The sequence below is a fragment of the Sphingomonas sp. genome, assembly GCF_035998645.1.
In the GTDB taxonomy this organism is placed as follows: domain Bacteria; phylum Pseudomonadota; class Alphaproteobacteria; order Sphingomonadales; family Sphingomonadaceae; genus Sphingomonas.
This window is the reverse complement of the sequence record NZ_DASYHL010000004.1, coordinates 151,694-178,306: the sequence shown is the minus strand read 5'-3', so window position 1 is coordinate 178,306 and position 26,613 is coordinate 151,694. Positions and strand designations below refer to the sequence as shown.

Here is a 26,613-nt window from a genome sequence, read left to right as displayed (position 1 = left end):
GGGGATCGGCGCGCGATGCAATGCGTGCCTGTGCCCGCCTGGGGAGAGTGAGTTTGATGAAGTCCGCCCGTATCCTGTCCGCCGCTCTGTGCGGTACGATCCTGCTCGGCACCGGTGCCTGCGTGGCCCCGCTGCGCGGCTATCAGGGCTATGTGGTCGATGCGGACCTGGTGAATTCGGTCCAGCCCGGCGTGGATAACCGCGAATCGGTGCTGCAGACGCTGGGCAAGCCGACGCTGACCAGCCAGTTCAACGAAGGCGAATGGTATTATGTCGGGCGACAGACCCGCAATTATGCCTTCAACAACCCGACTGCCAGGGACCAGACGACCTTGCGCATCCGCTTCGATGCGGCGGGCAATGTGACCGAAGTGTCGCGCACCGGCGTGGAGCAGATCGCAAAGATCAATCCGTCGAACGAAAAGACCCCGACTTTGGGCCGTGAGCGCGGCTTCTTCGAGGATCTGTTCGGCAATATCGGTACCGTCGGCGCCCCCGGCGCCGGTGGCGGCGGTCCTGACGGGCCGTAACCTGCCTGTCTGGCAGCTGAATTACGCGTTCCCGCGCCGTTCAGTCGCCGCTGCCTAATGTCCTCCCATACCGGCCAACAAGGCCGAGTCGAAGGAGGACGCAATGAAGAGATTTTTCGCAGCCGCGCTGATCGCCGCCGTCGCCATGCCGATCATGGTTCCGGCCGCCAGCGCCCAGTCGCAGCGCGAAGTGCGCCGCGAGCGCCAGGATCTGCGCGAGGAACGCCGTGAGTTGCGCGATGCGCGCCGCTATGGCGACCGCCGCGACGTGCGCCGCGAACGGCGTGACGTGCGTGAGGAGCGCCGCGAATATCGCGACGCCGTTCAGGATCGCAACCGCCGCTGGGGCGACAATGACTGGCGCACCCATCGCGGCTCGAACCGCGGTGTCTATGCCCGTGGCAGCTGGCGCGCGCCGTTCCGCTATCAGGGCTTCCGCGCCGGTGTCCGGATCGCGCCGACTTATTATGGCAGCCGCTATTTCATCAGCGACCCGTGGCGCTATCGCCTGCCCCCGGCTGGCCGTTACCAGCGCTGGGTGCGTCACTATGACGACGTGCTGCTGGTCGATACCCGCCGCGGCTATGTCGTCCGGGCGATCCGCAACTTCTACTGGTAACGTCCAGGGTTGGTTTCAGCTTTGCTGAGACAAACTCAAAAAATGGCCGCGCCGACGGATACGCTGTCGGCGCGGCCTGAACATGGTTCCGGTCCAGAAAGGGTAAGGGACCGGCTGCGTGAACGCACCGAATCCGCTTTGGTTCAGCGGACCGTAAACAACACCTGATCGACCACGCGCCCACCCGGCGCCACCAGCCGCAACTGGTGCCGCCCCGGCCCTGCCAGCACCAATGGCCGCGCATCGGCAGTGCCGAGATCGCGCCCGTCGAGCAGCAGCCGGTGGCCGATCACTTCCCCCGACACGCTAATCGCCATGCGCTGGCGTTCGATCGGAATATCGGGGTCGAGCGCATAGACACTGCCCGCGACCGGACTGACGATACGCGGCCGCCGCGCCACCGCCGGCGCCGCCGCGACGCTGGTCATCCCGGTCCCGGCGAGAAAATACTCGCGGCGCGGCTGCTCGATATTGCCGCCAAAGCTGACCTGCCGCACCTCGATCCCCTTGGGCTGCTCAGGCGCGCGGCCCGGCTGCTCGGCGTGCAGCGCCATCATCACGTCGCGCCATACCGGCGCCGCCCCGCTGGTCCCCGACACCGCACGCATCGGGTCGCCCTCGAGATTGCCGACCCACACGCCGACGGTGTAGCGGTCGGAAAAGCCGATGCACCAATTGTCGCGCATCGCCTTCGACGTCCCCGTCTTCACCGCCGCCCAGAACGGCAGGCGCAGCGCCGAATCCATCCCAAAGGTCGATGCCCGCGCCGCCGGATCGGCCAGCATGTCGGCGACCAGCCAAGCGGCCTGTGGCGTCGTCGTCGGGCGTGCCTCGGCGTCCTTCGCCTCCGCTTCCACATGCAGCGGCGACCACCGCCCACCGCGCGCGAGACTGCGATAGGCCGCGACCTGCTCAACCAACGTCACCTCCGCCGACCCCAGCGCGAGGCTGAACCCGTAATAGTCCCCGCTTTCGGTCAGCCCGCGATAGCCGCTGTCCCACAGCCGATCGCGAAACGCCTCTACCCCGGTCAGGATCAGCGTCCGCACCGCAGGCACGTTGAGCGACCCCGCCAGCGCCGATCGCGCACTCACCGGCCCCTTGAATGCGCGGTCGTAATTCTGCGGCACATACAGGCCCGATGCGGTGTCCAACTGCACCGGACTGTCGTCGAGGATCGAGGCGGGGGTCAGATACCCCTTCTCGATCGCCTGCGCGTACAGGAACGGCTTGAGCGTCGATCCAGCCTGCCGATAGCTTGCCGCGCCATCGACCGACGGCGCGGTCGACGCGCCCCCGATCCCGCCGACCCAGGCCAGAATCTCCCCGGTCGCATTGTCCGCAACGATCACCGCCCCGTCGCGCGCGCGCGTGCCGCCAAGGCCAACCAGCTGCCGCCGCAACGCCCGGATCGCGACGCGCTGGACGTCGAGGTCGATCGTGGTCTTCACCTTCAGCCCCGGTTGGGTCAGCATCCGGTTGGACAGGTGCATCGCGAGGCCGGGATCCAGCGTCAGGCTGCGCGCCGGCCCCAGCATCGACGCCGCCGCCCCGGCAAAGCGGCTGCAATCATCGTCCCGCGACAAAGCACACGCCCGCCGCGCAACGCTGTCCGCCCCCGCCGACGGATCGGGGAGCAACGCCGCGAGCAGCAGCCCATCGTCGCGCGTCAGCGCATCGGGCGTCTTGCCGAACAGCCCCAGCGCCGCTGCCCCGATCCCCTGCGCCTCACCGCGAAACCCGGCAAGGTTGAGATAGGCTTCAAGGATCGCCTCCTTGCTCCACCCGCGCTCCAGCGCCGCCCCAGCGCGCATCTGGCGCAACTTGTCCATGAACCCGCGCGATCCCGGCGCGGCCAGATCGGGCGACAGATAGCCGGCAACCTGCATCGACAGCGTCGACGCCCCGCGCGCCCGCTTGCCCTCAAGTCTGTCGCGGATCGATCCCGCCACCGCCCACCAATCGACCCCGTCATGGTCGCGAAACCGGCGATCCTCGGCATTCGCAATCGCCTCAACCGCCTCAGGCGCAATCTGGTCGAGCGGAGTCCAGCCCAACCGCCGCGCCTGAAAATCGACCCGCGAGCTATCGAGCAGTCGCCCCTCACGATCATACAGCCACGCCTCGGACGGCTTCCACCCCGCCACCGTCGCACGATGCGACGGGAGCGGCGGCGGCAGCGTCGCCCAGTCCACCGCGACATGCACCCCGGCCAACGTCAGGATCGCCGCGACGGCAATGCGCGGCCCGGTCCACCACACGCGATGCGTCGCGGCTTCGAGCCGGGTCCACAGACCGCCGACGCGCTCGATCAAGGATTGGAGAAACGCCAACGCCACTACCCGTCACCCCCGCGAAAGCGGGGGCCCATCTCCCGGACTATCCAAATCCGCGCCGGTGCGGTTGCCGCACACGCTGGAGATGGCCCCCCGCTTTCGCGGGGGTGACGATCGAGAGGGCGAAGCACCCATCACCGCTGCGCCACCACCATCGGCTGGTTCGGCACCGCCGCGCGGATCTCGGGCGAATACATCGCCTCGACCCGGCTCGGCGGCAGCTGCAACCGGCCCGCCGCGTTCAGCCGCATCGCATAGCTCACGCTGTGCGTCCCACGCGGCATCCAGGCGAAGTAACCGCGCCACGCATCACGCCCGCGCTCGACATAGCTGGTCCCACCGCTGCTGGTGCCCTCGGCCAGCATCTCCGACTGGCCACCCAGCGACCCGATCACCGTCGCACCCGCCGGCACCGGATCGCTGATCACCACCCAGTTGCGATCGGCAATCGCCTCGACCGTCAGCGTCACCTTGAGCACGTCGCCGCGCGTCAGCACGCCCTTGGTCTTGGCCTGCACCACCTCGACCGTGCGGGTCAGCTTGTACCCGGCATTCAGCGGCTGGGTCAGCGGCACCGCCGCCTTGACCTGAACGCTCGCCCATGGCCCGGCCCCGCCCGACTGGCTCAGCATCAAAGGCGTCTGCGTGCGCGGCAGCGCGAACAACAGGCTGCGCTGCGGTTCCGCCAGCGGCCAGCCGCGCGTCACCGTCTGGGTGCCGATCGTCGCGGTGGTGACCCCCGCAACCTCAGCCGCCGGATAGACGCCCTCGAACTTGCGTGCGGCGATCACGCCCCAGGCATTCGCGGTGGTCGTGTCCCAATGCCCGCGTTGCTGGCGCAGCGACGCGCCGACCATCATCTTCGGCCCCTCGCCCTGGAACGCCGGACGGCCCAGCGTCGCGACCAGCGCCTTGAGCACCGATTCATCGCCCGACGCCATCAGCCACCACGGCGTATTGCCCTTGTCGCTCAGGTCGATCCGCGTCCCTTCATAGACCAGCCGCGTCTTGAGCACGCCCTCCGCCGCCGCGCGCAGCTGCGCACCATTGGCAAGGCCGGGCACCCGGCCGAGCGCCGCGATATAATCGGCCAGCGTCGATGTCGGCATGTCCTGCGGCGTGATGCCGAGCTGTCCCAGCATCGCCGCCGACGCCGCCCCCTGCCGCGCCAGCGCCGCGAACGCCGCGACCTTTTGCAGCCGGACGTCGCCATAATCGTCATGCCGCAGCCGCCCGTCGAGCACCGCCTTCAGCGCCTCGATCATCCGGCCGCGCGACGCATCGGGGATCGGCAGCCCGGCTTCCGCCGTGATCGACAGGATATAGCTGGTCAGCGCCTCCGACCCGCGCAGGCTCTCCGACGGGAAGTACCGCAGCAGTCCGTCGCGATCGAGATAGACCGGCATCTCGCCCGCCAGCCGGTTCCACGCACCGACATCGCCCAGCACCACCGCCTGCGACGTGCGCTGCTCGAAACAGCCATAGGGGTATGCCGCCATATAATCGCGCACGCCCTGCAGCGGCGGGACCAGCGTCTGCGTCAACCGCACCGTCACGCTGCCCACACCCGGCAGTGCTCCAGCGGGCGGCGCAATCGCAATCGGCCCGCCCTCACCCACACGCGCCAGCGTCGCGGCCCAGGTTTCGATCGGCACCGCCGGCGCAATATCCTGCACCACCGTCACCGCATCGACCGCCTTGCCGCCCGCATCGCGCGCGGTGACCTTCCACTGCAATTTGTCGAAGCCCTTGGGCGCGGTCAGGTTCCACGCGATCGGCACCGCGCCGCCGGCAGGGATCTCGACGGTCAGGTCACGCCCCTGCGCCACCTTCGGCGACAGCTCGACCTTCGCCGTCACCTTCATCGGCTTGTCCGACCCGTTGCGCAGCGTGAAGCCAGCCGAGAAGAAATCGCCATCGCGCACCAGCGGCGGGATGCCCGCAAAGATGCTCAGATCCTGCGCCGTCCGCACCGCCGTCTCGCCCGTGCCGAACGTCTGGCCATTGTCACCGACCGCCACCGCAACGAGCTTGAACGCGGTCAGCGCATCGCTCAGCGGCACATCGACCACCGCCTGCCCCTGTGCATTCAGCGGCACTGTTCCGCGCCACAACAGCACCGGCTGGAAATTCTCACGGTTCAGCGCCGACAGGTCCCCGCCACCACCGCCGCCGGCCTCGACCGCCTTGCGCCCATAATGCCGCTTGCCCACCACCTGCGTCTGCGCGGTAGAGGTCAGCACCGACAGCGGCCGCTCACCCATCATCGCCTTGAGCACATCCAGGCTCTCGTTCGGGGCAAGCTGCAACAGCGCCTCATCCACCGCGACGAACGCGACATCGGCCTTGGGCGCGACGCTGCCATCGGGGTTCTTGACCTGCAGCGACACCTTCGCGGTGTCGCGCGCGGCATAGCGCTCCTTGTCCGCCTTGACGGTCACCGCCATGCGGTGCCCTTCCCAGCCGACCTTGATCTTGGCGATGCCCATGCGGAAGCTCGGCTTGGCTAGATCGACCATCGCCGTCGGCTTCGCCCCCTCGCGGGAGAAGAAGGGCAGGTTCCAGCGCCGCGCCAGATCGGCCCACCACAATTTCCACCCGCCGACGCGCCCGCGCACCGCCATCACCGACACGAACACATCGGGAGCATAGACGCCCTGCAACGGTACCTCGACCACCGGATTGTCGCCCGACAATGTGGTGACAAAGCTCGACAGCACGCCCTCGCGCTCGACCGTCACCAGTGCGGTCGCCTCGCGGAACGGCATCCGCACCTGGAAGCGCGCGGTGTCGGTCGACTTATATTCCTGCGCCTCGGCAATGACGTCCATCCGGTCGCCATTGTCGCCGCCGAACCACCAGTCATCCTCACCCGCCAGCCACACCGACGTCGTCGCGCGCGCGACATTGTCTGCGCTGTCGGTGGTGGTCGCCACGACATGCACCTCGCCCGACACGCCCGGGTCGATCGAACATTGCGCGAGGCCGAGTTCGTCGGTCTTCGCCGAACACGACGCACCGATCTTGGTCGTGCGCATGTTGTTCTCATAGGCGTAGAAGCCGCCGATCAGCCGCCGCCGCGCGGTCAGGATCTCGCGGCTATACACCGCAACCTGAACCTTCTGGCCCTTCAACGGCTTGCCCTGCGTGTCCAGCGCGACGAAGCGCAGGCGCAGGTCGTCCTCCTTCATCAGCCAGCCATCGGTCTTGACGCCCAGCTGCACGCCCGAGCCGAACAGTGGGATGCCGCGTGATGCCGTCAGCACCTCGCCATTGGCGTCCTGATAATCCATCTCGACCCGCATCCGGCTGGTGCCGGTCAGCGTCTGGGGAATGTCGACGCTGGTCCGCGCGGTGCCATCGGCGCCGAGCGTGACCGGCAGCGTCTGCATCGGCGGCAGGCTGTTCGCCGCATCCTCCTCGCCATCGCCGTTGAGCGGCTTGGTGCCCTCTTCGATCGCGCGCCCGCCGAACGTGTAGCCGTCCCAGCCATCGGGCGTGTCGCTCTCGTCATAATAGCCGATGCGCAGTTCGACCGGCAGGTTCGACGCCCCGCCCCCCGAGAGGTACCCGACAAACAGGTCGAGCGGCAAAGTCTTGGGCCGCACCGCCGCTTCCTTCGGCCCGGCGACCGACGCCTTCATCGTCGGCAGCTTGTACTCGTCGACCTTGATCGACTGGCTGGTCCAGACCGTCTCCTCGCCGCCCTTGCCGTCGCTCTTCACGAATTGCAGGTTATAGTCGCCCATCGGCGCACCCTGCGGCACGTTCCACTGCGTCTCACCGCTGCCCATCGCGCTGATCGCCACCGGCAACTCGAACTGCGTGTCCGATCCGCTGTGCGACAGGCGCAACTTGCCGCTGAACCCCTCGGGGAAGACGAAGCCATTCGCGACCGGGCGGCGCAGAATATGCTTCATGTTGACGCTCTCGCCCTGGCGGACCAGCGCGCGGTCGAACACGGTATGGACGATGTCGCTCGCGGCTTCATAGCCATAGCGCAGGTCGAAGTCGTACGGTCGGATGCCCTCGCCCCACGCGGTCAGCGTGAAGCTCATGTCATCGCCCTTGCGCGCCGACACCATCAGCGGCGGCGAGGAACCCTCCTCGCACCCGCCCCAGCTTTGCGGCTCGGGAATCCCCTGCGCCACCGCAAGCCGACCGAACTGGTCGGTCTGGCCCGTCGCCAGCCCCTTGCCCGAACAGCTGTCGGTCACGCGCACCGTCGCACCCGCAACCGGCTTCCCACTATCGAGCGACGTCACCCACACCAGCGAGCCCTCACGACCCCATTTGAAATGCACCGCCATGTTGGTGACCAGCGCACCCGCGGCGACATAACGCGGCGCATCGCGCCCGAGCAGCGCCTTGCCCAGTTGCGGCGACGCCAGCTCGACCACATAGAATCCGGGCTTGCCCAGCGGGATGCCGACGACCTCGAACTCCTTGCCCTTGCCGGGCAGCGCAATCGCCGGGAGCGCCTTACCAGTCGCCCCGGTCAGGATCGACGCAGCACCGGTCTGGTTGATCGTGACCGTCTCGGCACCCTTCTTGACCTCTTCGCTCTTGTAATCACCGGCATCGTCGATCGTGCGCAGCCATTTGGCGATCTCGCCATCCGACGCGTCAACGCGCAGCTGCTGGCCAGCGACCGTCAGCCCCTTGCCCTGCAGCGACGGTTCGACATTGCGCACCGTGACGGGCAGCACCCCGCCCTCCTGCGCCTCGATGATCCCGAACGGCGCGGCAAACTTCACCAGCGGCGGCGCCTCGTCGAACCGCACTTCCAGCGGGAAGCGCTGGCCGTTGGACAGCACCCGCCCGCTCTCATCCTTCAGCCCCTCGGGCAACACCAGTTTGGCGGTGACCGATGCCGGCAAAGGCCCTGCAAACTTGATGTCGCTGACCGTATTGGCGCGCTTGTCCTCGTCGCTCAGCACGGGGCTAAGCTCCTTGCCATCGGGCAGCGAAATGCGGATCGCCTCGGCCTGTTCGCGCGGGATGCGCGCGGTAAATCGGACCCACGCCTCCTTGACCGGATTACACCCCGCCTGCGGGTTGACCCGCGAACACTCAAACCGCGCCTCGAACGGCTTGCGCACGGTGAAGTCGAAGCGCTGGTCGGCGCCCGCGGTCTTGCCGCCCGCCCCAGCCACGCCCGCGCCCCACACCAGCGCCACGTCACGTCCCGGCGGCAACGGACGTCCGCACTTCAGCGCGACGACGTTCGACAGCACCCGCGCGCGATCCTCCGCCTTCTCCGGCAGCGCCTCGGCCATCCCGGCCTCGCTCAGGAAATTGCGCACTTCCCAGCGCTTGGGGTTCAGATCCTGCAGCAATTTGCCCGGCACTTCGGCTGCGAGCAGCTCGACCGGAATCTTCTCGCCAATCCCCTCGACCGCGCAATAGGCGTTGGCCGCGACCGACTGGCGCGTGGCGGGCATGTTGGTTCCGATCAGGAAGACCTGATCCTCCTCGATCTCCCCGCCCCAACGCTGCGGCAGCATCGCCTTGACCGTGGGACCGCCCGAATCGACCGTAAACTCGCGCTTGCCCGACACGGCATAGCCGGCAACGCTCTTCAGCTTCTCGGCCAGCGCGATCTTGCACGTCGTCCCGCCCGGCAGCGGGCTGGCAAACTCCCAGACATAGGTCTCCTGATCGACCCAGCGCCCTTCGCCGCCGACCGCACATTCGACCTTGATCGGGGAGGCCGCGCGCGGATCACCCAGCGGCACCATCGGTTGGCTGAAGCGCACGGTGTAGCGCTCGATCGCGCCGTCACCCATGCCGGGCGTGGCCAGCACCACCTGCGGGCTCGAATCACCCCATGCCGCAATCGGCGTAAGGGCCAGGGCCAGAACCGCGGCGGCACGTGCGAACTGCTTCATTGGACCCATTCCCCCCGACAGGTCCGCGGAACCTACGCCCCTCACAGCGGGTGTCCAGTGTCAGCACCCGTGCATTCTCAGTTTCTGTCAGTGGTTCGCACCCGGCCCGTCCCGCAAATCGAACGCACCGCGGCACGACGCCGCGTCGACATTCAGATTGCAAGGAACACGACATGAAGAAGCTCGCTCTGGCACTCGCCGCCGCCCTCGCCACCATCACCACCCCCGCGCTGGCGCAGGACACCGAAGATTTCAGCGGCGCCAAGGCGACCGTGATCACCGGCTATGACGTGGTCGATCTCAACACCCCCGGCGTCCGCAACCCCGATGGCGTCATCTATGGCTTCGGCCTTGGCTATGACGTGCAAAAGGGCAGCACCGTGTTCGGTGTCGAAGCCGAAGTCGCCGACTCGACCTCGCGGCTCAAGGCCGGCGCCGCCACCGTCGCGGAAACCAGCCGCGACCTGTACATCGGTGGCCGCGTCGGCGTCGTCACCGGCAAGACGCTGGTCTACGCCAAGGCGGGCTATTCCAACTTCCGCCTGCTCAGCATCGCCGGCAACGGCAACGCCGACGGCTTCCGCGTCGGTGCCGGCGTCGAACAGAAGCTGGGCGACAAGGTCTTCGCCAAGGTCGAATATCGCTACACCGACTATGAAGCGGGCGTGAGCCGTCATCAGGGGGTTGCGGGCATCGGCCTGCGCTTCTGATCGGACTGTGATGAAGAAAGGGGCCGGTTCCCGATGGTGGAGCCGGCCCTTTAATCAATCCTCCCCCGCCAGGGGGAGGTGGCGCCGCAGGCGACGGAGGGGGAGGACGGCTGCGCCCTCGATCGTCGTGCTTCCTCCCCCTCCGCCAGCTGCGCTGGCACCTCCCCCTGGCGGGGGAGGATAAAGGGAGGGTGCCGTCAGCACGGGCAAAGCCCGTGCTTGGCGTCGGACGGGTTCCGCTTGCGCGGCCCCGCCGTCCGGGCGGGGCGCTGCGCCGATTGCGCGGCGCACCGGGGGCGGGCGTGGCCGCCCCTGCGCCCCTTAGTACATATGCTGCCCGCCATTGATCGACAGCGTCGACCCGGTCACAAACCCACCCTCTTCCGAGCACAGGAACGCCACGCCGCGCGCAATCTCATTCGCCTGGCCCAGCCGTCCGACCGGGATCTTGGCGACGATCTTCTCCAGCACTTCGGCCGGCACCGCCGCGACCATGTCGGTGTCGATATAACCCGGCGCGATCGCATTGACGGTCACGCCAGCGCGCGCGCCTTCCTGCGCCAGCGCCTTGGTAAAGCCGTGGATGCCGCTCTTCGCTGCCGCATAGTTGACCTGGCCGTACTGGCCGGCCTGGCCGTTGATCGACCCGATATTGACGATGCGGCCCCATTTGCGGTCGCGCATGCCCGGGAACACGCCCTTGGCCATGTTGAAACACCCGCCAAGGTTGGTGTCCATGACCTCTTTCCACATCTGGTAGGTCATTTTCAGGATCGTGCCGTCGCGGGTGATGCCGGCATTGTTGACCAGCACATCGACCGGCCCCAGCGCCGCTTCGACTTCCGCAATCCCCGCCTGGCACGCGTCATAGTCCGACACGTCCCATTTGAACGCCGCGATCCCCGTGCGCTCGGTAAACTCGGCCGCGCGCTGGTCATTGCCGGCATAGTTGGCGGCGACGGTCATCCCCAGATCCTTGAGCGCGACGCTGATCGCCTCGCCAATCCCGCGCGTGCCGCCCGTAACGATCGCTACCCGTGCCATAGTCTCTCCTAAGCCGATTTCGGCAAAGGCTAGGGAAGGTCGACCCAACCCGCAAGTTCCGATGCGACAATGCTGCGCAACATCGCGATGCCCGGAGCGCTGTCGTTGAGGCACGACAGATAGGCAAAATGCGTGCCCCCCGCTTCCTCGAAGCTCTCGCGCCCGCGGATCGCCAACTCCTCCAGCGTCTCCAAACAGTCAGCGGAAAAGCCCGGCGCGACGATCGCGATCTTCTTCACGCCCTTGCCCGGCAGCGCTTCCAGCACCGTATCGGTCGCCGGCTCCAGCCATTTCGCCCGCCCGAACCGCGACTGGAACGTCACCGTCAGCTCGCGACCAAGTGCCTCGCCCAGCAACCGCGCGGTCTTGCGGCAATGGCAGTGATAGGGATCACCCAGTTCCAGCGTCCGCTGCGGCATCCCGTGAAAGCTCGCCAGCACCGCATCCGGCTCGAACTCCAGCGCGGCCAGCTGCGTCCGCACCGACTCTGCCAGCGCGGCGATGTAGCGCGGATCGTCATGATAGGGCGGCAGTGTGCGCAGCGCCGGCTGCCAGCGCATCGCGGCCAGCGTCTCGAACGCCTTGTCCACCACCGTCGCGCTCGTCGCCGCGCAATATTGCGGATAGAGCGGCGCGATCAGGATGCGCTCGCATCCGGCATCCTTCATCGCCTTCAGCTTCGCCGGAATCGACGGATTGCCGTAGCGCATCGCCCAGTCGACCGTCACTTCGGGCCATGCCGCCTGCAACGCCACCGCCTGCCGCTTGGTGATCGCGGCCAAGGGCGATCCGTCGTCGGTCCATACCTGTTGATAGGCATGCGCCGACTTGGCCGGGCGCGTGCGCAGGATGATGCCGCGCAGGATCGGCTGCCAGAGCAGCGCCGGAATCTCGACCACGCGGCGGTCCGAAAGAAACTCGCCCAGATAGCGCCGCACCGCACCCGCATCGGGCGCGTCGGGCGTGCCGAGATTGACCAGCAGCACGCCGATCCGCCGCCGCGCAACCGCGGGGTGGCCATCGGGTAACACCATCATTCGCCTCCGGGAATCAAAGGAAGTTGCCGCAACCGCACGCCGGTCGCGGCATGGATCGCATTCGCAATGGCGGGCGCGACCGGCGGCACTGCCAGCTCGCTCACCCCGCCGGGATCGGCCTCGCTCGCGATCAGCTCGATCATGATCTCGGGCGTATCGGCCAGACGCGGCAGGTCGAGATCGGCAAAGCCGCGCGCTTCGGCCATGTTGCCGGTAAAGCCAGTCGTCGCGCCCAGCGCCCCGGCCATGCCGAAAATCAGCCCGCCCTCAATCTGCTGCTGCACCACATCGGGGTTGACCACGCGCCCGCAATCGACCGCCGCGACGATGCGATCGACCTTGATCCGCTGATCCCCGCCGACCGACGCCTCGACCATCACCGCGATATACGATCCGCGAAAGGCATGGCACGCCAGCCCCTGCCCGCTGCCGGCAAGGCCCCCCTGCCACCCGCCCAGCGTCGCCACGGTAGACAGGCACCGCGCCAGTCGCGGCTCGCCGCCCAGCATCGCGATGCGGAAGCTATGCGCCTCGATCTGCGCAACATGCGCCAACTCGTCGATAAAGCTCTCGGTAAAGAACGCCGTCGCGCCATGCGACCCCGACCGCCAGTAACCCGTTGGAATGCCGATATCTGCTGGATGATGATCGACCGCCAGATTGGCGATGCGATAGGGCGGCCGCGCCCCCGCCACCGCCGCCGGATCGCCGCTTCCCGCCAGCACCAGCCCCGCAGCGATCGCATTGTCCCCTGCCATCAACCGCGCCGCCAGCTCATGCCCGCTCGCCGGCGCCGCGATCTTCGCGAGCCAGCCCGCCACCGCGCCATTGCTGCCCAGCCGCGCGGTCATCCGCGCGGCGGCGGGCGCACGATAGCGGTCATGCAGGCACGTCTCGCCGCGCGACCAGGTCAACTGCACCGGCTTGCCCACCTCGCGCGCGATCACCGCAACCTGCTGTGCGACCGCATGCTCCAGATTCTGCCCGAACGATCCCCCGGCGAACACCGGATGGATGACGACATTGCTCTCGCTCATCCCCAGCACATCCGCCACCGCCGCACGCGCAAGGCCGGGCGCCTGCGTCGCCATCCAGATGCGGCAGCGCCCATCGGCAAAGCTCGCCGTCGCCGCCATCGGCTCGATCGCGGCGTGCAGCGCCACGCCGACGCGATACTCGGCGGTGACCACGCGCGCGCCCGTGAACGTCGCGGACAGGTCGCCCTCGGACTCCATCCGCGTGCCATCGCCATTCAGCGCGGCGTCGAGCGCGGCCTGGATCGACGCGCTGTCGACCTTGGTCGCCACCTCGAACCGCGGCTTCATCGCGTCGAGTGCGCGCTGTGCCGCCCAGCTGTTATTGGCCACCGCCGCGACCCAGCGCTCGTCCTTGACGATCTGCAGCACGCCCGGAACCTTGCGCGCCGCCGCCTCGTCCACCGAATAGAGCTTCACCGTGCCGACCGGCCCCTGCCGGATCGCGGCGAACACCATATCGGGCAGGCGGATATCGGCAGCGAAATTCGCGCTGCCATTGACCTTGCCCGGCGCGTCGAGCCGCGGCGCAGGCTCGCCCCTCAACCGCGCACCATCGCCCTCGCGCAACGGCAGATCGGCCGGCACGTCCTCACCCGCCGCCTCCGCCGCGATCTCGCCAAAGCCGATCTTCTGCTTGTCATGCACGACAAAGCCGTTCGCCGTGTCGCACGCGGTCCATTCGACGCCCCAGCGCCGCGCCGCCACCTGACACAGCATCGCCCGCGCCGCCGCCCCTGCTTCGCGCAACGGCCCCTCGAATTGCCGCATCGATGTCGAAGCACCGGTCAGCACCAGCGCATTGCGCCGCGCATGGGTGGCGCGCAGCCGCTCGGGCAGCACGCCGGGGAACAGCTCCCCCGCCGCCAGTGCATTGGCGTAGAGCGGGCTCAGCGGCGCCTGTTCGACCCCGACCCGCCGCCAGTCGGCGCCCAGTTCATCGGCGATAATCTGGGGCAGCGTCGTGAACACGCCCTGCCCATATTCGCATTGCGGAACGGCGACCGTGACCTGTCCGTCGGGCGCGATCTTCAACCATGCGCCGAACGCCGCCTCGCCCTCGCGCACCGGCAGATTGGGCAGATAGGTCCGCGGCCACGCCGCCCATGCGACGATCAGCCCGATCCCCGCCCCGCCACCAATCAGCAGCGTGCGCCGGTCGATCCCCTTGATGCCCTTGCGCTCCATCCCCGCCGCTCTAGCGGGGCGCAAAGCGAGGCGCCACACCATTCCTCCCCCAGCTTGCTGGGGGAGGTGGCAGCGCAAAGCGCTGTCGGAGGGGCCGCCCCGCAGAGGGCGGAATTTTGCCGAGCTGCTCAACGGCTGTCTGCGCAGCCGCCCCTCCACCACCGCCTACGGCGGCGGTCCCCCTCCCCCAGCAAGCTGGGGGAGGAATTCGAGCACCCCCCACCCCCTTGGCCCCGCCGTCATATCCCGATAGGACAGCGCCGAACCCCCGGGGAGCCCGAACCTTGATCCTGACCGCCGCCGCGCAAGCGACCTCCCATATCCAGTTCAGCGACCTCGGCCTGCATTCGGTCGCGCTCGATCTCGGCTTCTTTCAGCTCAAATGGTATTCGCTCGCTTATATCTCCGGCATCCTGGTCGGCTGGTGGTATCTGCTCAAGCTGCTGGCCCAGCCGGGTGCGCCGATGGCGCGTCGCCATGCCGACGACATGGTGTTCTACGCCACCATCGGCATCATCCTTGGCGGTCGCCTCGGCTATGCGATCTTCTATCAGCCGACGCTGTTCCTCGAACCGCTCAAGCTGTTGCAGCTATGGGAAGGCGGCATGTCGTTCCATGGCGGCGTGCTCGGCGTCACGCTCGCGATCCTGTGGCTGTGCCGCAAGGAAAAGCTCAACTGGCTGCGCGTCCACGATTACGTCGCCTGCTGCGTCCCGTTCGGCCTGTTCTTCGGGCGCATCACTAATTTCGTGAATGGCGAGCTGTGGGGCCATCCGACCAATGTCGCCTGGGGCATCGTTCACGACATGAACGACCGCCAGCAACTGACCGGCGAAACCTTTGCCCGTCATCCCAGCCAGCTCTACGAAGCCGGGCTCGAAGGGCTCGTCGTCGGCCTGATCCTGTGGTTCCTGTTCTGGAAGACCGATGCCCGCTACCAGCCGGGCAAGCTCGTCGGCACCTTCATCCTCGGCTATGGCCTGTCGCGCTGGTTCGTCGAGTTCTTCCGCGAGCATGACGCGCAGTTCGACGGCACGATCTTCGCCACGCCCGGCCTGCACATGGGCCAGTTGCTGACGCTCCCGATGATCTTCGGCGGCCTCTACCTCATCGCCACCGCCAAGAAGCGCCGCGAACGCGTCGAACCGTTCGCGGGCGACCAGACGATTGCGTAAAACGCCCCTCCCGCTTGCGGGAGGGGTTGGGGGAGGGCATGTCGCTCAACCATGACCGATCAAGGTAATTCCGAAGGCCCCCTGCCCGAGCGGATCGCCCGCGCGATCACGCTCGCCGGGCCGATCCCGCTCTCGCAATATATGGGCGCGGCCAACACCCATTATTACGCGACGCGCGACCCGCTCGGCACGCGCGGCGACTTCACGACGGCGCCGGAAATCAGCCAGATGTTCGGCGAGCTGGTCGGCCTCGCGCTCGCCGATCTGTGGGACCGCGCCGACCGCCCAGACTGCCATTATGTCGAGCTTGGCCCGGGTCGCGGCACGCTCGCCGCCGATGCCCTGCGCGCCATGCGCAGCGCCGGCCTCACCCCGCCGGTGCATTTCGTCGAAAACAGCCCGATGCTGCGCGCCGAACAGGCCAAGCAGGTGCCGCACGCCGAATGGTCGCTCGATCTGGTCGGCATCCCCGATGACAAGCCGTTGCTGGTCGTCGCCAACGAATTCTTCGACGCGCTCCCGATCCGGCAACTCGTCAAGACGCCGCAAGGCTGGCGCGAGCGGCTGGTCGCGTGTCAGGACACGCTGTTCATCCCCGTGATCGGCAACACGATCTTCGATCCGATCATCCCGCCGCAGTTCCGCGACGCGCCCGACGGGTCGATCCTCGAAACCTCGCCCCCCAGCGTCGCGATCCTGCGCGCGCTCGCCGCACGACTGCTCGAACAGGGCGGCGCGGCGATCGTCATCGATTACGGCTATGCCGGCCCCGCGATCGGCGACACGCTTCAGGCGGTGCGCGGCCACGCTTACGTCAATCCGTTCGAAAATCCGGGCGAGGCCGACCTCACCGCGCATGTCGATTTCGGCACCCTGATCGAAGCCGCGCGGGTCGAGGGGCTAGCGGCGTACGGTCCGATCCCGCAGGGCGCATGGCTGCGCGAACTCGGCATCGAACCGCGCGCCGACGCCCTCGCCCGCGCCGCCCCCGACCGCGCCGCCGATGTCACCATCGCGCGCGACCGCCTGATCGGCGACGATGCGATGGGCGAGCTGTTCAAGGTCGTCGCGCTGACCGCGCCCGGCTGGCCGATCCCGGCGGGCTTCGCGTGATTCAGCTCTATACCCCCACGCCCGCCGACGCCGCCGCGCTCGACGCGATGGCGGAGGCAAGCTGGCGCGACACCTTCGCCCATTTCTACAAGCCCGAAGACCTCAACGCATTCCTTGAGGAAAACTTTGGCGAAGACGGCCGCCTGGCCCGCGATCTCAGCAACCCGCTGATGTCGTGGCAGGTCGCGCGCGTCGATGGCGCCATCGCCGGCTATGCCAAGATGGTGCCCCCCAATCTCGAACAGGCGCACGCGACCGACGCCCAGCTGGCACAGCTCTATGTCGCGACCGACTGGCACGGCCGCGGCGTCGCGCAGGCGCTGATGGACTGGGCGATGACCACCGCCCGCGCCCGCCGCGCGCCCGCATTGCTGCTGACGGTGTTCGAGGAGAACCACCGCGCGATCGCCTTTTACGGCAAATATGGCTTCGTCCATGTCGGCGACTATGCGTTCCCGGTCGGCCGCCAGATCGACCGCGACCTCGTGATGCGGCTGGCGCTGTGAGCGACCTCACCATCCTGCGCGCAGCAGCGCTCGACGGCGTCGCGCACGGCTTCCTCGGTCGCACCGGCGGCATCACCACCGGCCCCACCGCCAGCCTCGACATGGGCCGCCGCGGCCTGCCCCCCACGCCCGAGCTGCAGGAAAACCAGCGCCGCGTCATCGCCGCCATCGCGCCCGACAGCCGCTTCGCCACCGTGCATCAGGTCCACTCGCCCGACGCAGTGATCGTCGCGGACGGCTGGGACGAGGACGCGCGCCCGCACGCCGACGCGCTCGTCACCGACCGCCCCGACATCCTGCTCGGAATCCTCACGGCCGACTGCGCCCCCGTCCTGTTCGCCGACCGCGCCGCCGGCGTAATCGCCGCCGCCCATGCCGGGTGGAAGGGCGCGCTGCACGGCGTCACCGATGCGACCATCGCCCGCATGGAAGACCTCGGCGCCGACCGCAGTCGCATCGCCGCTGCGGTCGGGCCCTGCATCGCCCGCACCAGCTACGAGGTTGACGACACTTTCCTCACCCGCTTCGCCGCCACCGACCCGGCGAACGAACGCTTCTTCACCCCCGGCAAGCCCGGCCACCACCAGTTCGACCTTGAGGCCTATGTCGTCCACCGCCTCGCCGCCGCCGGGCTACGCCGGATCGAGGCAGTCGGCGCGGACACCTATGCCGACCCCGCGCGTTTCTTCAGCTATCGCCGCGCGACGCACGAAGGCGCGCCCGACTATGGCCGCCAGATCAGCGTGATCGCATTGACGGACTAAACGATCGGTGCGACGGCTGCGGTAATTAGTTTCATCTGATACCAGGAGCGGACGCACCATGACCGACACCCCCGAACAGACCCCCGACGAAGCCGCCCTCACCGGCACCACCCCGCGCCGCCGCCCCAAGCCGGACATCGACACCGTCGGCGGCCGCAAGCTCAGCCCCAGCACGCTGATGATGGGTCATGGCTATGACCCGATGCTGTCGGAAGGCTCGCTGAAACCCCCGATCTTCGCCACCTCCACCTTCGTCTTCCCCAACGCGGCAGCGGGCAAGCGCCATTTCGAGGGCGTGACCGGCAAGCGCCCCGGCGGTGCCGAGGGCCTCGTCTATTCGCGCTTCAACGGCCCCAACCAGGAAATCCTCGAGGATCGCCTGGGCGTGTGGGAAGAGGCCGAAGACGCGCTCGCCTTCTCCTCCGGCATGTCCGCCATCGCCACCCTGTTCCTCGCGATGGTCAAGCCCGGCGACACGATCGTGCACAGCGGCCCGCTTTACGCCGCGACCGAAACGCTGATCGCCCGCATCCTCGGCAAGTTCGGGGTCCACTGGGTCGACTTCCCCGCCGGCGCCACCCGCGAAGAGATCGACGCGGTGCTGTCCAAGGCATCGTCGGGCAATGTCGCCCTCATCTATCTCGAAAGCCCCGCCAACCCCACCAACGTGCTGGTCGATGTCGAGGCCGTCGCCGCCAGCCGCGACGCGATCTTCACCGGCGACACCAAGCCGCCGATCGCGATCGACAACACCTTTCTCGGCCCGCTCTGGGCGCAACCGCTCAAGCAGGGCGCCGACCTCGTCGTCTATTCGCTGACCAAGTACGCGGGTGGCCATAGCGACCTCGTCGCGGGCGGCGTGCTGGGCGGCAAGGCGCACATCAACACGATCCGCATGATGCGCAACACGATCGGCACGATCTGCGACCCCAACACCGCGTGGATGCTGCTGCGCAGCCTCGAGACGCTGGAATTGCGCATGAGCCGCGCGGGCGAGAATGCCGCCAAGGTCTGCGACTATCTGCGCACCCACCCCAAGGTCGAAAGCGTCGGCTATCTCGGCTTCCTCCCCGAAGGCAGCCGCCAGCGCGACATTTACGACCGGCACTGCACCGGCGCCGGCTCGACCTTCTCGCTCTACCTCAAGGGCGGCGAGAAGGAGGCGTTCGCCTTCCTCGACTCGCTCAAGATCGCCAAGCTCGCGGTCAGCCTCGGCGGCACCGAAACCCTCGCCAGCGCCCCCGCCGCGATGACCCACCTCTCGGTCCCCGACGCGCGCAAAGCGGCGCTCGGCATCACCGACAATCTGGTCCGCATCTCGATCGGCGTCGAAAATGCCGACGACCTGATCGCGGACTTCACCGAAGCGCTGAAGGCGGTCTAATCAATCCTCCCCCGCCAGGGGGAGGTGGCAGCGAAGCTGACGGAGGGGGAGGAAGCACGACGATCGAGAGGTCGCAGCCGTCCTCCCCCTCCGTCGCCTACGGCGACACCTCCCCCTGGCGGGGGAGGATAGTTCAAGTTCAGCCCTCCACGCCGCAAATCGTCCCTTGAACCCGGGCCATTGCGCAATCACACCTGCGCAATGGCCCTTCGCATATCCGCGCTGATCGCAGCCCTGATCGCCGTCCCGGCCGCAGCGGACGAATTCAAATTCGGCCTCCAGCTCGACGAAAGCGCAACCGCGATCCCGCGCGAAACCGTGCTCGCGGCGACAGCGGAAGCGCGCACCAACTGCACTCCCGCCACCCCGCCCAGCGAACACTGCGCGCTCGGCCTTGTCGCCGCCGCCGAGATGCTCGCCACCGCCGGCCTGTTCGATGAGGCCGAACGCGCTGCCCGCACCGCCCTCACCATGATGGAGGCCCTGCGCGGCCCCGCGCATGAGGACACCAGCGTCGTGCGCGGCATGCTCGGCGCGGTGCTGCTGCGCGGCGGCCGCTATGATCAGGCCGAACCGGTGCTGCGCGTCGCGGCGCAAACGCTTCAGGCGGGTCAGGGCGGCGACCCCGAATTGCTCGCCGATCACCTGATGAACCTCGGCATCGTGCTCGCCGAACAGCGCCGCTACGCCGACGCCGAACCCGCGCTGCGCCGCGCCATCGCGGTGCGGCAGGACAAGCTGCCCGACAACCTCCTCGCCATCGCCACCGCGCGCGCCAATCTCGGCGTATTGCTCGCGCGCATGGGCCGCAACCGCGATGCGCTTGCCGAGCAACAGGCCGCGCTGACGATCCGGCGCGAGCGGCTGAAGGGCAGCCATTACGACCTCGGCACCTCGATGCTCAACCTCGCCGAACTGCTCGCGCGTCAGCCCGATGCCGCGCGGCTGATCGCCGAACCCTATCTGCGCGCCGGGCTGATGACGCGTGAGGCAGTGCTGATCCCCGGCGACCCGCGCACCACACTCGCCCAGACGATGCTCGCCGAAAATCTCGACGCGCAGGGCAAGCGCAGCGGCGCGCTCGAACTCTACATGCTCGCTTATGCCGGCGCCCGCGAAACCCTGTCCCCCGACGCCCCCTTGCGCATCCGCGCCGCCCAGAACCTCGCCCGCTTCCTCGCCGCCAACGACACCGCCCTCCCCGTCGCCCGCACCCTGATCCGCGAAGCCGCCACCGGCGCCCTCACCCGCGCCGCCCGCGCGCAAGACTTCGACGAACGCAGCCGCGCCGATTTGTCGCAATGGCGCGGGGTGTTTGCAGGGAGCGTGGTGGTGGCTTGGCGGTTGGGGGGAACGGTTCCATGAGAGCTGATCGGCCTTCTTCCCCTCGCCCCTCCGCAGGAGGGGAGAGGGATGCGCAGACTTGGGTCTTGCGAAGCAAGGCCTTAGTCGGAGCTGGGCGAGGGGTGCGCGGCCGCGGAGCGGACGCTCGGCGCTGCGCGCCGATCTACCCCTCTCCCAACCTCCGCTATCAAGGGGAGAGGGGGGAAAGGCCGTGCTGGCACCGCACCTATAGTATGGCTACATCCGCCGAGTGTCCGACGAATTCACCTTCCTCACCGCCCTGCGCGCCATTGCCACGCACCCGGCGGCGGCGGACCTCGCAGATGACACCGCCCAACTCGACGTCGCAGCGGGCACGCTGATCCTCACCAGCGACACCATGGTCGAATCGGTGCATTACCGCCCCCATGATCCGCCGGAGTCGGTCGGCTGGCGGCTCGCGGCGGTGAACCTCTCGGACCTCGCCGCCAAGGGCGCGACGCCGCTCGCCTGCCTGCTCAACTACAGCCTGTCGGGCGATCCCGAATGGGATCGCCCGTTCCTCGACGGCCTCAACCAGGCGCTCACCCGCTACGCCATGCCCCTGATCGGCGGCGACACGGTGGCGATGCCCGCAGGCGCCCCGCGCAGCCTCACCCTCACCGCGATCGGCACCGCGCCGCCCAAAGTCCCCTTGCGCAACGGCGCGCAGCCCGGCGACACGCTCTGGGTCACCGGCACCATCGGCGGCGCGGCGTTCGGCGCGGATGGGAACCCGCGCGACCTCGCCCGCTACCTCCACCCCGTCCCGCGCGTCGCCGAAGGACAAGCACTCGCCCCGCTCGCCACCGCGATGATGGACGTGTCCGACGGCCTGCTGATCGACGCCCAGCGGCTCGCAGCGGCCAGCAACATTGCCCTCGCCATCAACCTCGACGCCATCCCCCTCGCCCTCCCCGGTCCCGTCCTCGACGCCGCCTGTGCCGGCGACGATTACGAACTGCTCTTCACCCTGCCCGATGGCACCGAGCCGCCAGTCCCAGCCACCCGCATCGGCACCGCCAGCCCCGGCAGCGGCCTCACCCTCACGGCAAACGGCGCCCCCATCCCCCTCCCCGCCCGCCTCGGCTACCGCCACGGCGGCTGACTATAACATTCCTCCCCTGCGCAGCAGGGGAGGGGGACCGCCCGCGCAGCGGGTGGTGGAGGGGCGGCCGCGCAGACGGCCGTGAGCATCTCGGCAAAATTCCGCCCTCTGCGGGGCGGCCCCTCCGTCATCGCTGCGCGATGCCACCTCCCCTGCGGGGCAGGGGAGGAATGGGAAGCACCCACCCAAACAACCCTCTTCAAATGTTGGATTTCTTCTGATCTACCCTGATCGATGAAGCCGACTCCATCCGACTCAGCAACCCCCGCGTCGCCGACCCGACGCGCGCCAGTCGCGTACCGGTTGTCAGCACGTCGCTTCCCCGTCGCGTCGCGGGTGTCAGCCCGTCGCGCCCGCGTCGCGCCCCTGTCGCGTCACCGTCGCGCAGTCGTCGAAAACCCGGCGCTTTCCGGTCGCAAACCCGGCCCGTTCCCGTCCACCGCGCGTGACACAGCCCATTTTCGTCAGCATCGTCCGTCAGCCTCCCCGTCAACCACGCCGCTTGACAGCCCCCCGCCCCTCTCTACGCTCCACCCCGACGCGGTTTGTACCGGGCATCAAGATCTGGACGACCCGCGGGATTCACAGGGGAAGGATACCAGATGACGGTTGTCACGATCGCCATCGGGTGCGGCTTACTCGCCGTGCTCTATGGAATTTTCACGAGCTATCAGGTGCTCGCGTATTCGGCCGGCAATGCCCGGATGCAGGAAATCGCTGCGGCTATTCAGGAAGGCGCTCAGGCCTATCTTGCCAAGCAATATACCGCGATCGCCGTCGTCGGCGTGATTGTCGCGGTATTGGTCGGCTATTTCTTGGGACTCACTTCGGCGGTGGGCTTCCTGCTCGGCGCGGTGCTGTCGGGCATCACCGGCTTTATCGGGATGAACATCTCGGTCCGCGCCAATGTTCGCACCGCAGAGGCTGCACGCACCTCGCTGCAGTCGGGCCTCACCGTCGCGTTCCGCGCCGGAGCGATCACCGGCATGCTGGTGGCGGGGCTTGCGCTGCTCGCGATCTCGGTCTTCTTCTGGTATCTCACGGGCCCGGCCGGTTACGCCCCACAGGATCGGCATGTCGTCGACGCACTTGTCGCACTGGCATTCGGCGCATCGCTGATCTCGATCTTCGCGCGCCTTGGCGGCGGTATCTTCACCAAGGCTGCGGACGTCGGTGCCGACATGGTCGGCAAGAACGAGCTCGGCTTTGACGAGGATGATGATCGCAACCCCGGCGTGATCGCCGATAACGTCGGCGACAATGTCGGCGATTGCGCAGGCATGGCCGCCGATCTGTTCGAAACCTATGTCGTCACCGTCGGCGCGACGATGGTGCTGACTGCCCTGCTCGTCACCGGCATCGACAATGCGTCGCTGCTCGCACTGATGAGCCTGCCGCTCGCAGTCGGCGGCATCTGCATCATCACCTCGATCATCGGCACCTATTTCGTCCGGCTCGGCTCTGGCACCAACATCATGGGCGCGCTGTACAAGGGCTTCATCGCAACCGCGCTGCTGTCGATCCCGGCGATCTATTACGTCACCGCCCAGACGCTGGGCGGCATGGACACGCAGGTCGGCGGTGGCCTCAACTTTACCGGCATGGACCTCTTCTGGTCGATGATGGTCGGACTTGGTGTCACTGGCCTTTTGGTGTGGATCACCGAATATTACACCGGCACCAACTATCGCCCGGTCAAGTCGATCGCCAAGGCATCGGACTCGGGCCATGGCACCAACGTCATTCAGGGTCTGGCGATTTCGATGGAATCGACCGCGCTGCCGACATTGGTGATCGTGATCGGCATCATCGCCAGCTTCCAGATTGCCGGGCTGATGGGCATCGCCTTTGCCGCCACGTCGATGCTGGCGCTGGCCGGCATGGTCGTCGCGCTCGACGCTTATGGTCCGGTGACCGACAATGCCGGCGGCATTGCCGAGATGGCCGGGCTCGACAAGGAAGTGCGTGAGCGCACCGACGCGCTCGACGCCGTGGGCAACACGACCAAGGCGGTGACCAAGGGCTATGCGATCGGTTCGGCCGGCCTCGCCGCGCTGGTGCTGTTCGCCACCTACACCGTCGATCTGGGCGAGTTCTTCGGCGATGTCGCGGTGAACTTCTCGCTGTCCAACCCCTATGTCATCGTCGGGCTGCTGCTCGGCGCGCTGTTGCCGTACATGTTCGGCGGCATGGCGATGACCGCCGTCGGCCGCACCGCGCAAGCGGTGGCGCAGGACATCCGCGCGCAGTTCAAGGAAAATCCCGGCATCGCCGATCGCAGCGTCCGTCCCAACTATGCCCGCACCGTCGGTCTGGTGACGTCGGGCGCGATCCGCGAGATGATCGTCCCCTCGCTACTCCCGGTGCTCGCGCCGATCGCGGTGTATTTCGCGATCACTGCGGTGGCAGGTCAGGCAAATGGCTTTGCCGCACTCGGCGCATTGCTGATTGGCGTGATCGTCTCGGGCCTGTTCGTCGCGATCTCGATGACCAGCGGCGGCGGCGCGTGGGACAATGCCAAGAAGGTGATCGAACTCGGCGCCTATGGCGGCAAGGGCAGCCCGGCGCATCAGGCCGCGGTGACCGGCGACACCGTTGGCGATCCCTACAAGGACACCGCTGGCCCTGCGGTCAATCCGATGATCAAGATCACCAACATCGTCGCCCTGCTGCTGCTCGCGGCACTAGCTGCGGGATAAACCCTATGGCCTTCTTCAACCCCTCCCGCCTTCGCGGGAGGGGTTGGGGAGGGTCTTCTTTCTTCGTTTCTTCAGGGCCAGCGATAGTCCGCCACCACCGGAAAATGATCCGACGGAAACCGGCCATCCCGCCCGAAATCGACCGTCTCGACCGCCACCGGCGTCAGACCCCGGGCCATCACCCAGTCGATCCGCTTGCCCGGCATTCCGGAAAAGCCATGGAACGTCCCCTCCGGCCCCTTCCGCTCCGGTGCCGCAACCCAGGCATCGTCCAGTCGGCCGGACAAAATACGATGGGCATCGCTCTCCGGCCCCGTATTGAAGTCCCCGGTCAGCACAACCACATCCGAAACTGGCCGCTTCGCCACCCACTCCGCAATCGCCGCCGCGCATTTGCTGCGGGCAACCTCGTCCTCGGCGCGATAGGGGAAATGGGTGTTGATCAGCCACAACCGCTTGCCCGCAACCGTCTCGAACAGCCCCCAAGTCGCCATGCGCGGATAGGAATGTCCCCAGCTGATGCTCCCCGGCACCGAAGGCGTGTCCGACAGCCAGAAATTGCCCAGGTCCACCACCCGCATCCGGTCCCGACGAAAGAACACCCCCATATGTTCATCGCCATGCCCCCCGCGCCGATCGACCCCGAACCAGCTGAACTGCGGCAGCCGGGCAATCACATGATCCCCCTGGATCTTCCAAAGCTCCTGAGTGCCGATAATGTCGGGATCGCACCGCCGGATCGTCTCGACGAACAGGTCACGCCGCGCATCCCACCGGTTCGGCCCATCCGAGTCGAGCGGCAGGCGGACGTTGAAGCTCATCACCCGCAGCCCGGCGCGCGGCGCTGCGGCCTGCGCCAGTGCGGGCATCAGCCCCATCGCCGCCGCTGCAGCCATCACTCCGCGCCGATCCATGCACCGAACTCCACTCTTGCCTGTTGCCAACGCTGTCACCTATGCCTTGAACCTGTCAGGGGAGGCAAATGGCGCGACGGCCGACGATCAAGGAAGTCTCAAAGCTCGCGGGCGTGTCGTTCAAGACCGTCTCCCGCGTGCTCAACAACGAGAAAAACGTCAGCGACGAGACCCGCCGCCGCGTGGAACAGGTCGTCGCCGACCTCAATTTCCGCCCCAGTCTCGCGGCGCGCACGCTGGCCGGGCGCAAGTCGTTTCAGGTCGCTTTGCTCTACGACAACCCCAGTCCCTATTATGTCTATCACCTTCTCGCCGGCGCGCAGGAGGGGTGCGCCGAACATGGCTATCGCCTGCTGACCCAACCGGTGGACAGCGCCGCACCCGGCCTCGTCGCCGATGTCGCCGCGCTGGTGGATGAAACGCATCTCGACGGCCTCATCCTGTCGCCCCCGGTAACCGAAAACGAGGCGTTGCTCGACGAACTCGACCGGCGCGGCCTGCCCTATGTCCGGATCGAGCCGGGGGTGCGCCGCGATGTCGGGCGATCGGTCACGATCGACGACGCCAGCGCCGCGCAGGAGGCGACCGCGCATCTCGTCGCCCATGGTCATCGCCGCATCGCGTTCATCAAGGGGCCGCTCAGCCATGTGTCGACGGTCGAGCGCCTGAAGGGCTATCGCGCCGCGCTGGATGCCGCCGCGGTGGCGTTTGAACCCGATCTGGTGGCGGCGGGGGACTACAGCATCGAATCGGGCCGCCGCGCCGCTGCGGCCCTGCTCGACCGGGCCAACCCGCCGACCGCGATCTTTGCCGGCAATGACGACATGGCCGCAGGCGCGCTCGCCGTCGCGCATGAGCGCGGGATCACCGTGCCCGACCAGCTGTCGATCGTCGGGTTCGACGACTCCGACCTTGCCGCCGCCGTGTGGCCTCCGCTTACCACCGTGCGGCAACCGGTGCATGAGCTCGCCCGCAGCGCCGCCGATCTGCTGCTCGACGCGAAGAGCCCGCGCGACCGGCTGACCTTCGACACGCGTCTGATCGCGCGCGCCAGCACCGGTCCCGCGCCGCTACGCTAGCATCAAGTTGTCCGACATCTTGGTTGACTCCTGAATCGGTTTGTCACACAACATGCCTGACACCGGTGTCTAAAGCCGGGTCGGTTTGGCGTACGGCGCGCGAGAGGGTGAAACTGGGTG

18 protein-coding genes are annotated in these 26,613 nt (G+C 67.7%); 12 read left to right on the top strand and 6 right to left on the bottom strand.

What is annotated here, in order from left to right; translation table 11 throughout:
• Positions 1 to 56: 56 nt before the first annotated feature.
• Together VGN66_RS10280 and VGN66_RS10275 are read left to right on the top strand one after the other, a co-directional pair.
• Entirely contained in the window at positions 57 to 530 is a 474-nt protein-coding gene (locus VGN66_RS10280) for an outer membrane protein assembly factor BamE (protein ID WP_327518724.1), read from the top strand.
• Positions 531 to 633: 103 nt separating this feature from the next.
• Positions 634 to 1,149, top strand: a complete 516-nt coding sequence (locus VGN66_RS10275; RefSeq protein WP_327518723.1) for an RcnB family protein — start codon at positions 634 to 636, stop codon at positions 1,147 to 1,149.
• A 143-nt stretch (positions 1,150 to 1,292) separates the two neighbouring features.
• Here the strand turns inward: VGN66_RS10275 and pbpC are convergent, their stop codons facing one another.
• Both pbpC and VGN66_RS10265 read right to left on the bottom strand, forming a co-directional pair.
• Positions 1,293 to 3,410 carry a penicillin-binding protein 1C gene (pbpC, locus tag VGN66_RS10270; protein ID WP_414713213.1) on the bottom strand — a complete coding sequence of 706 codons (2,118 nt, stop codon included), beginning with the start codon at positions 3,408 to 3,410 and terminating at the stop codon, positions 1,293 to 1,295.
• 209 nt (positions 3,411 to 3,619) lie between these two features.
• Positions 3,620 to 9,376: an alpha-2-macroglobulin family protein gene (locus VGN66_RS10265; RefSeq protein WP_327518722.1), complete on the bottom strand. Its 5,757-nt coding sequence runs from the start codon at positions 9,374 to 9,376 to the stop codon at positions 3,620 to 3,622.
• Between the two features lie 173 nt (positions 9,377 to 9,549).
• Here VGN66_RS10265 and VGN66_RS10260 point away from each other — a divergent pair, with 173 nt between their 5' ends.
• Entirely contained in the window at positions 9,550 to 10,086 is a 537-nt protein-coding gene (locus tag VGN66_RS10260) for a porin family protein (protein WP_327518721.1), read from the top strand.
• Positions 10,087 to 10,407: 321 nt separating this feature from the next.
• Here VGN66_RS10260 and phbB read toward each other — a convergent pair whose 3' ends face one another.
• Genes phbB through VGN66_RS10245 form a run of 3 tightly spaced genes read right to left on the bottom strand, consistent with a single transcriptional unit; the run spans position 10,408 to position 14,389 of the window.
• Entirely contained in the window at positions 10,408 to 11,130 is a 723-nt protein-coding gene (gene phbB, locus VGN66_RS10255; protein ID WP_224923234.1) for an acetoacetyl-CoA reductase, read from the bottom strand.
• A gap of 29 nt (positions 11,131 to 11,159) precedes the next feature.
• On the bottom strand, positions 11,160 to 12,164 hold the full coding sequence (hemH, locus tag VGN66_RS10250) for a ferrochelatase (protein ID WP_414713200.1): 1,005 nt from the start codon (positions 12,162 to 12,164) through the stop codon (positions 11,160 to 11,162).
• Positions 12,164 to 14,389, bottom strand: coding sequence for a xanthine dehydrogenase family protein molybdopterin-binding subunit (locus tag VGN66_RS10245; RefSeq protein ID WP_327519368.1), 2,226 nt, complete (start codon positions 14,387 to 14,389; stop codon positions 12,164 to 12,166). The genes hemH and VGN66_RS10245 overlap by 1 nt, the downstream gene beginning before the upstream one ends.
• Before the next feature lie 284 nt (positions 14,390 to 14,673).
• Here VGN66_RS10245 and lgt point away from each other — a divergent pair, with 284 nt between their 5' ends.
• The 8 genes from lgt (at position 14,674) to VGN66_RS10205 (ending at position 24,500) form a co-directional block, all read left to right on the top strand.
• Entirely contained in the window at positions 14,674 to 15,564 is an 891-nt protein-coding gene (gene lgt, locus VGN66_RS10240; RefSeq protein ID WP_327518719.1) for a prolipoprotein diacylglyceryl transferase, read from the top strand.
• Between the two features lie 51 nt (positions 15,565 to 15,615).
• Positions 15,616 to 16,677: a class I SAM-dependent methyltransferase gene (locus VGN66_RS10235; RefSeq protein ID WP_327518718.1), complete on the top strand. Its 1,062-nt coding sequence runs from the start codon at positions 15,616 to 15,618 to the stop codon at positions 16,675 to 16,677.
• Positions 16,674 to 17,183, top strand: a complete 510-nt coding sequence (locus VGN66_RS10230) for a GNAT family N-acetyltransferase (RefSeq protein WP_327518717.1) — start codon at positions 16,674 to 16,676, stop codon at positions 17,181 to 17,183. Before VGN66_RS10235 ends, VGN66_RS10230 begins: the two co-directional genes overlap by 4 nt.
• Complete coding sequence (gene pgeF / locus VGN66_RS10225) at positions 17,180 to 17,947, top strand: peptidoglycan editing factor PgeF (RefSeq protein ID WP_327518716.1); 768 nt, start codon at positions 17,180 to 17,182, stop codon at positions 17,945 to 17,947. The genes VGN66_RS10230 and pgeF overlap by 4 nt, the downstream gene beginning before the upstream one ends.
• Before the next feature lie 58 nt (positions 17,948 to 18,005).
• Positions 18,006 to 19,331, top strand: coding sequence for a cystathionine gamma-synthase family protein (locus VGN66_RS10220; protein WP_327518715.1), 1,326 nt, complete (start codon positions 18,006 to 18,008; stop codon positions 19,329 to 19,331).
• 201 nt (positions 19,332 to 19,532) lie between these two features.
• Complete coding sequence (locus VGN66_RS10215; protein WP_327518714.1) at positions 19,533 to 20,696, top strand: tetratricopeptide repeat protein; 1,164 nt, start codon at positions 19,533 to 19,535, stop codon at positions 20,694 to 20,696.
• Between the two features lie 229 nt (positions 20,697 to 20,925).
• Positions 20,926 to 21,801, top strand: a complete 876-nt coding sequence (gene thiL, locus VGN66_RS10210; RefSeq protein WP_327518713.1) for a thiamine-phosphate kinase — start codon at positions 20,926 to 20,928, stop codon at positions 21,799 to 21,801.
• A gap of 602 nt (positions 21,802 to 22,403) precedes the next feature.
• On the top strand, positions 22,404 to 24,500 hold the full coding sequence (locus VGN66_RS10205; RefSeq protein ID WP_327518712.1) for a sodium-translocating pyrophosphatase: 2,097 nt from the start codon (positions 22,404 to 22,406) through the stop codon (positions 24,498 to 24,500).
• Positions 24,501 to 24,571: 71 nt separating this feature from the next.
• Here the strand turns inward: VGN66_RS10205 and VGN66_RS10200 are convergent, their stop codons facing one another.
• The gene (locus VGN66_RS10200) at positions 24,572 to 25,414 is read right to left on the bottom strand and encodes an endonuclease/exonuclease/phosphatase family protein (protein WP_327518711.1); all 843 of its coding nucleotides are present in this window, start codon (positions 25,412 to 25,414) and stop codon (positions 24,572 to 24,574) included.
• A gap of 68 nt (positions 25,415 to 25,482) precedes the next feature.
• Between VGN66_RS10200 and VGN66_RS10195 the strand changes: the two genes are divergently transcribed.
• Positions 25,483 to 26,493 carry a LacI family DNA-binding transcriptional regulator gene (locus tag VGN66_RS10195; protein ID WP_327518710.1) on the top strand — a complete coding sequence of 337 codons (1,011 nt, stop codon included), beginning with the start codon at positions 25,483 to 25,485 and terminating at the stop codon, positions 26,491 to 26,493.
• Positions 26,494 to 26,613 lie beyond the last annotated feature (120 nt).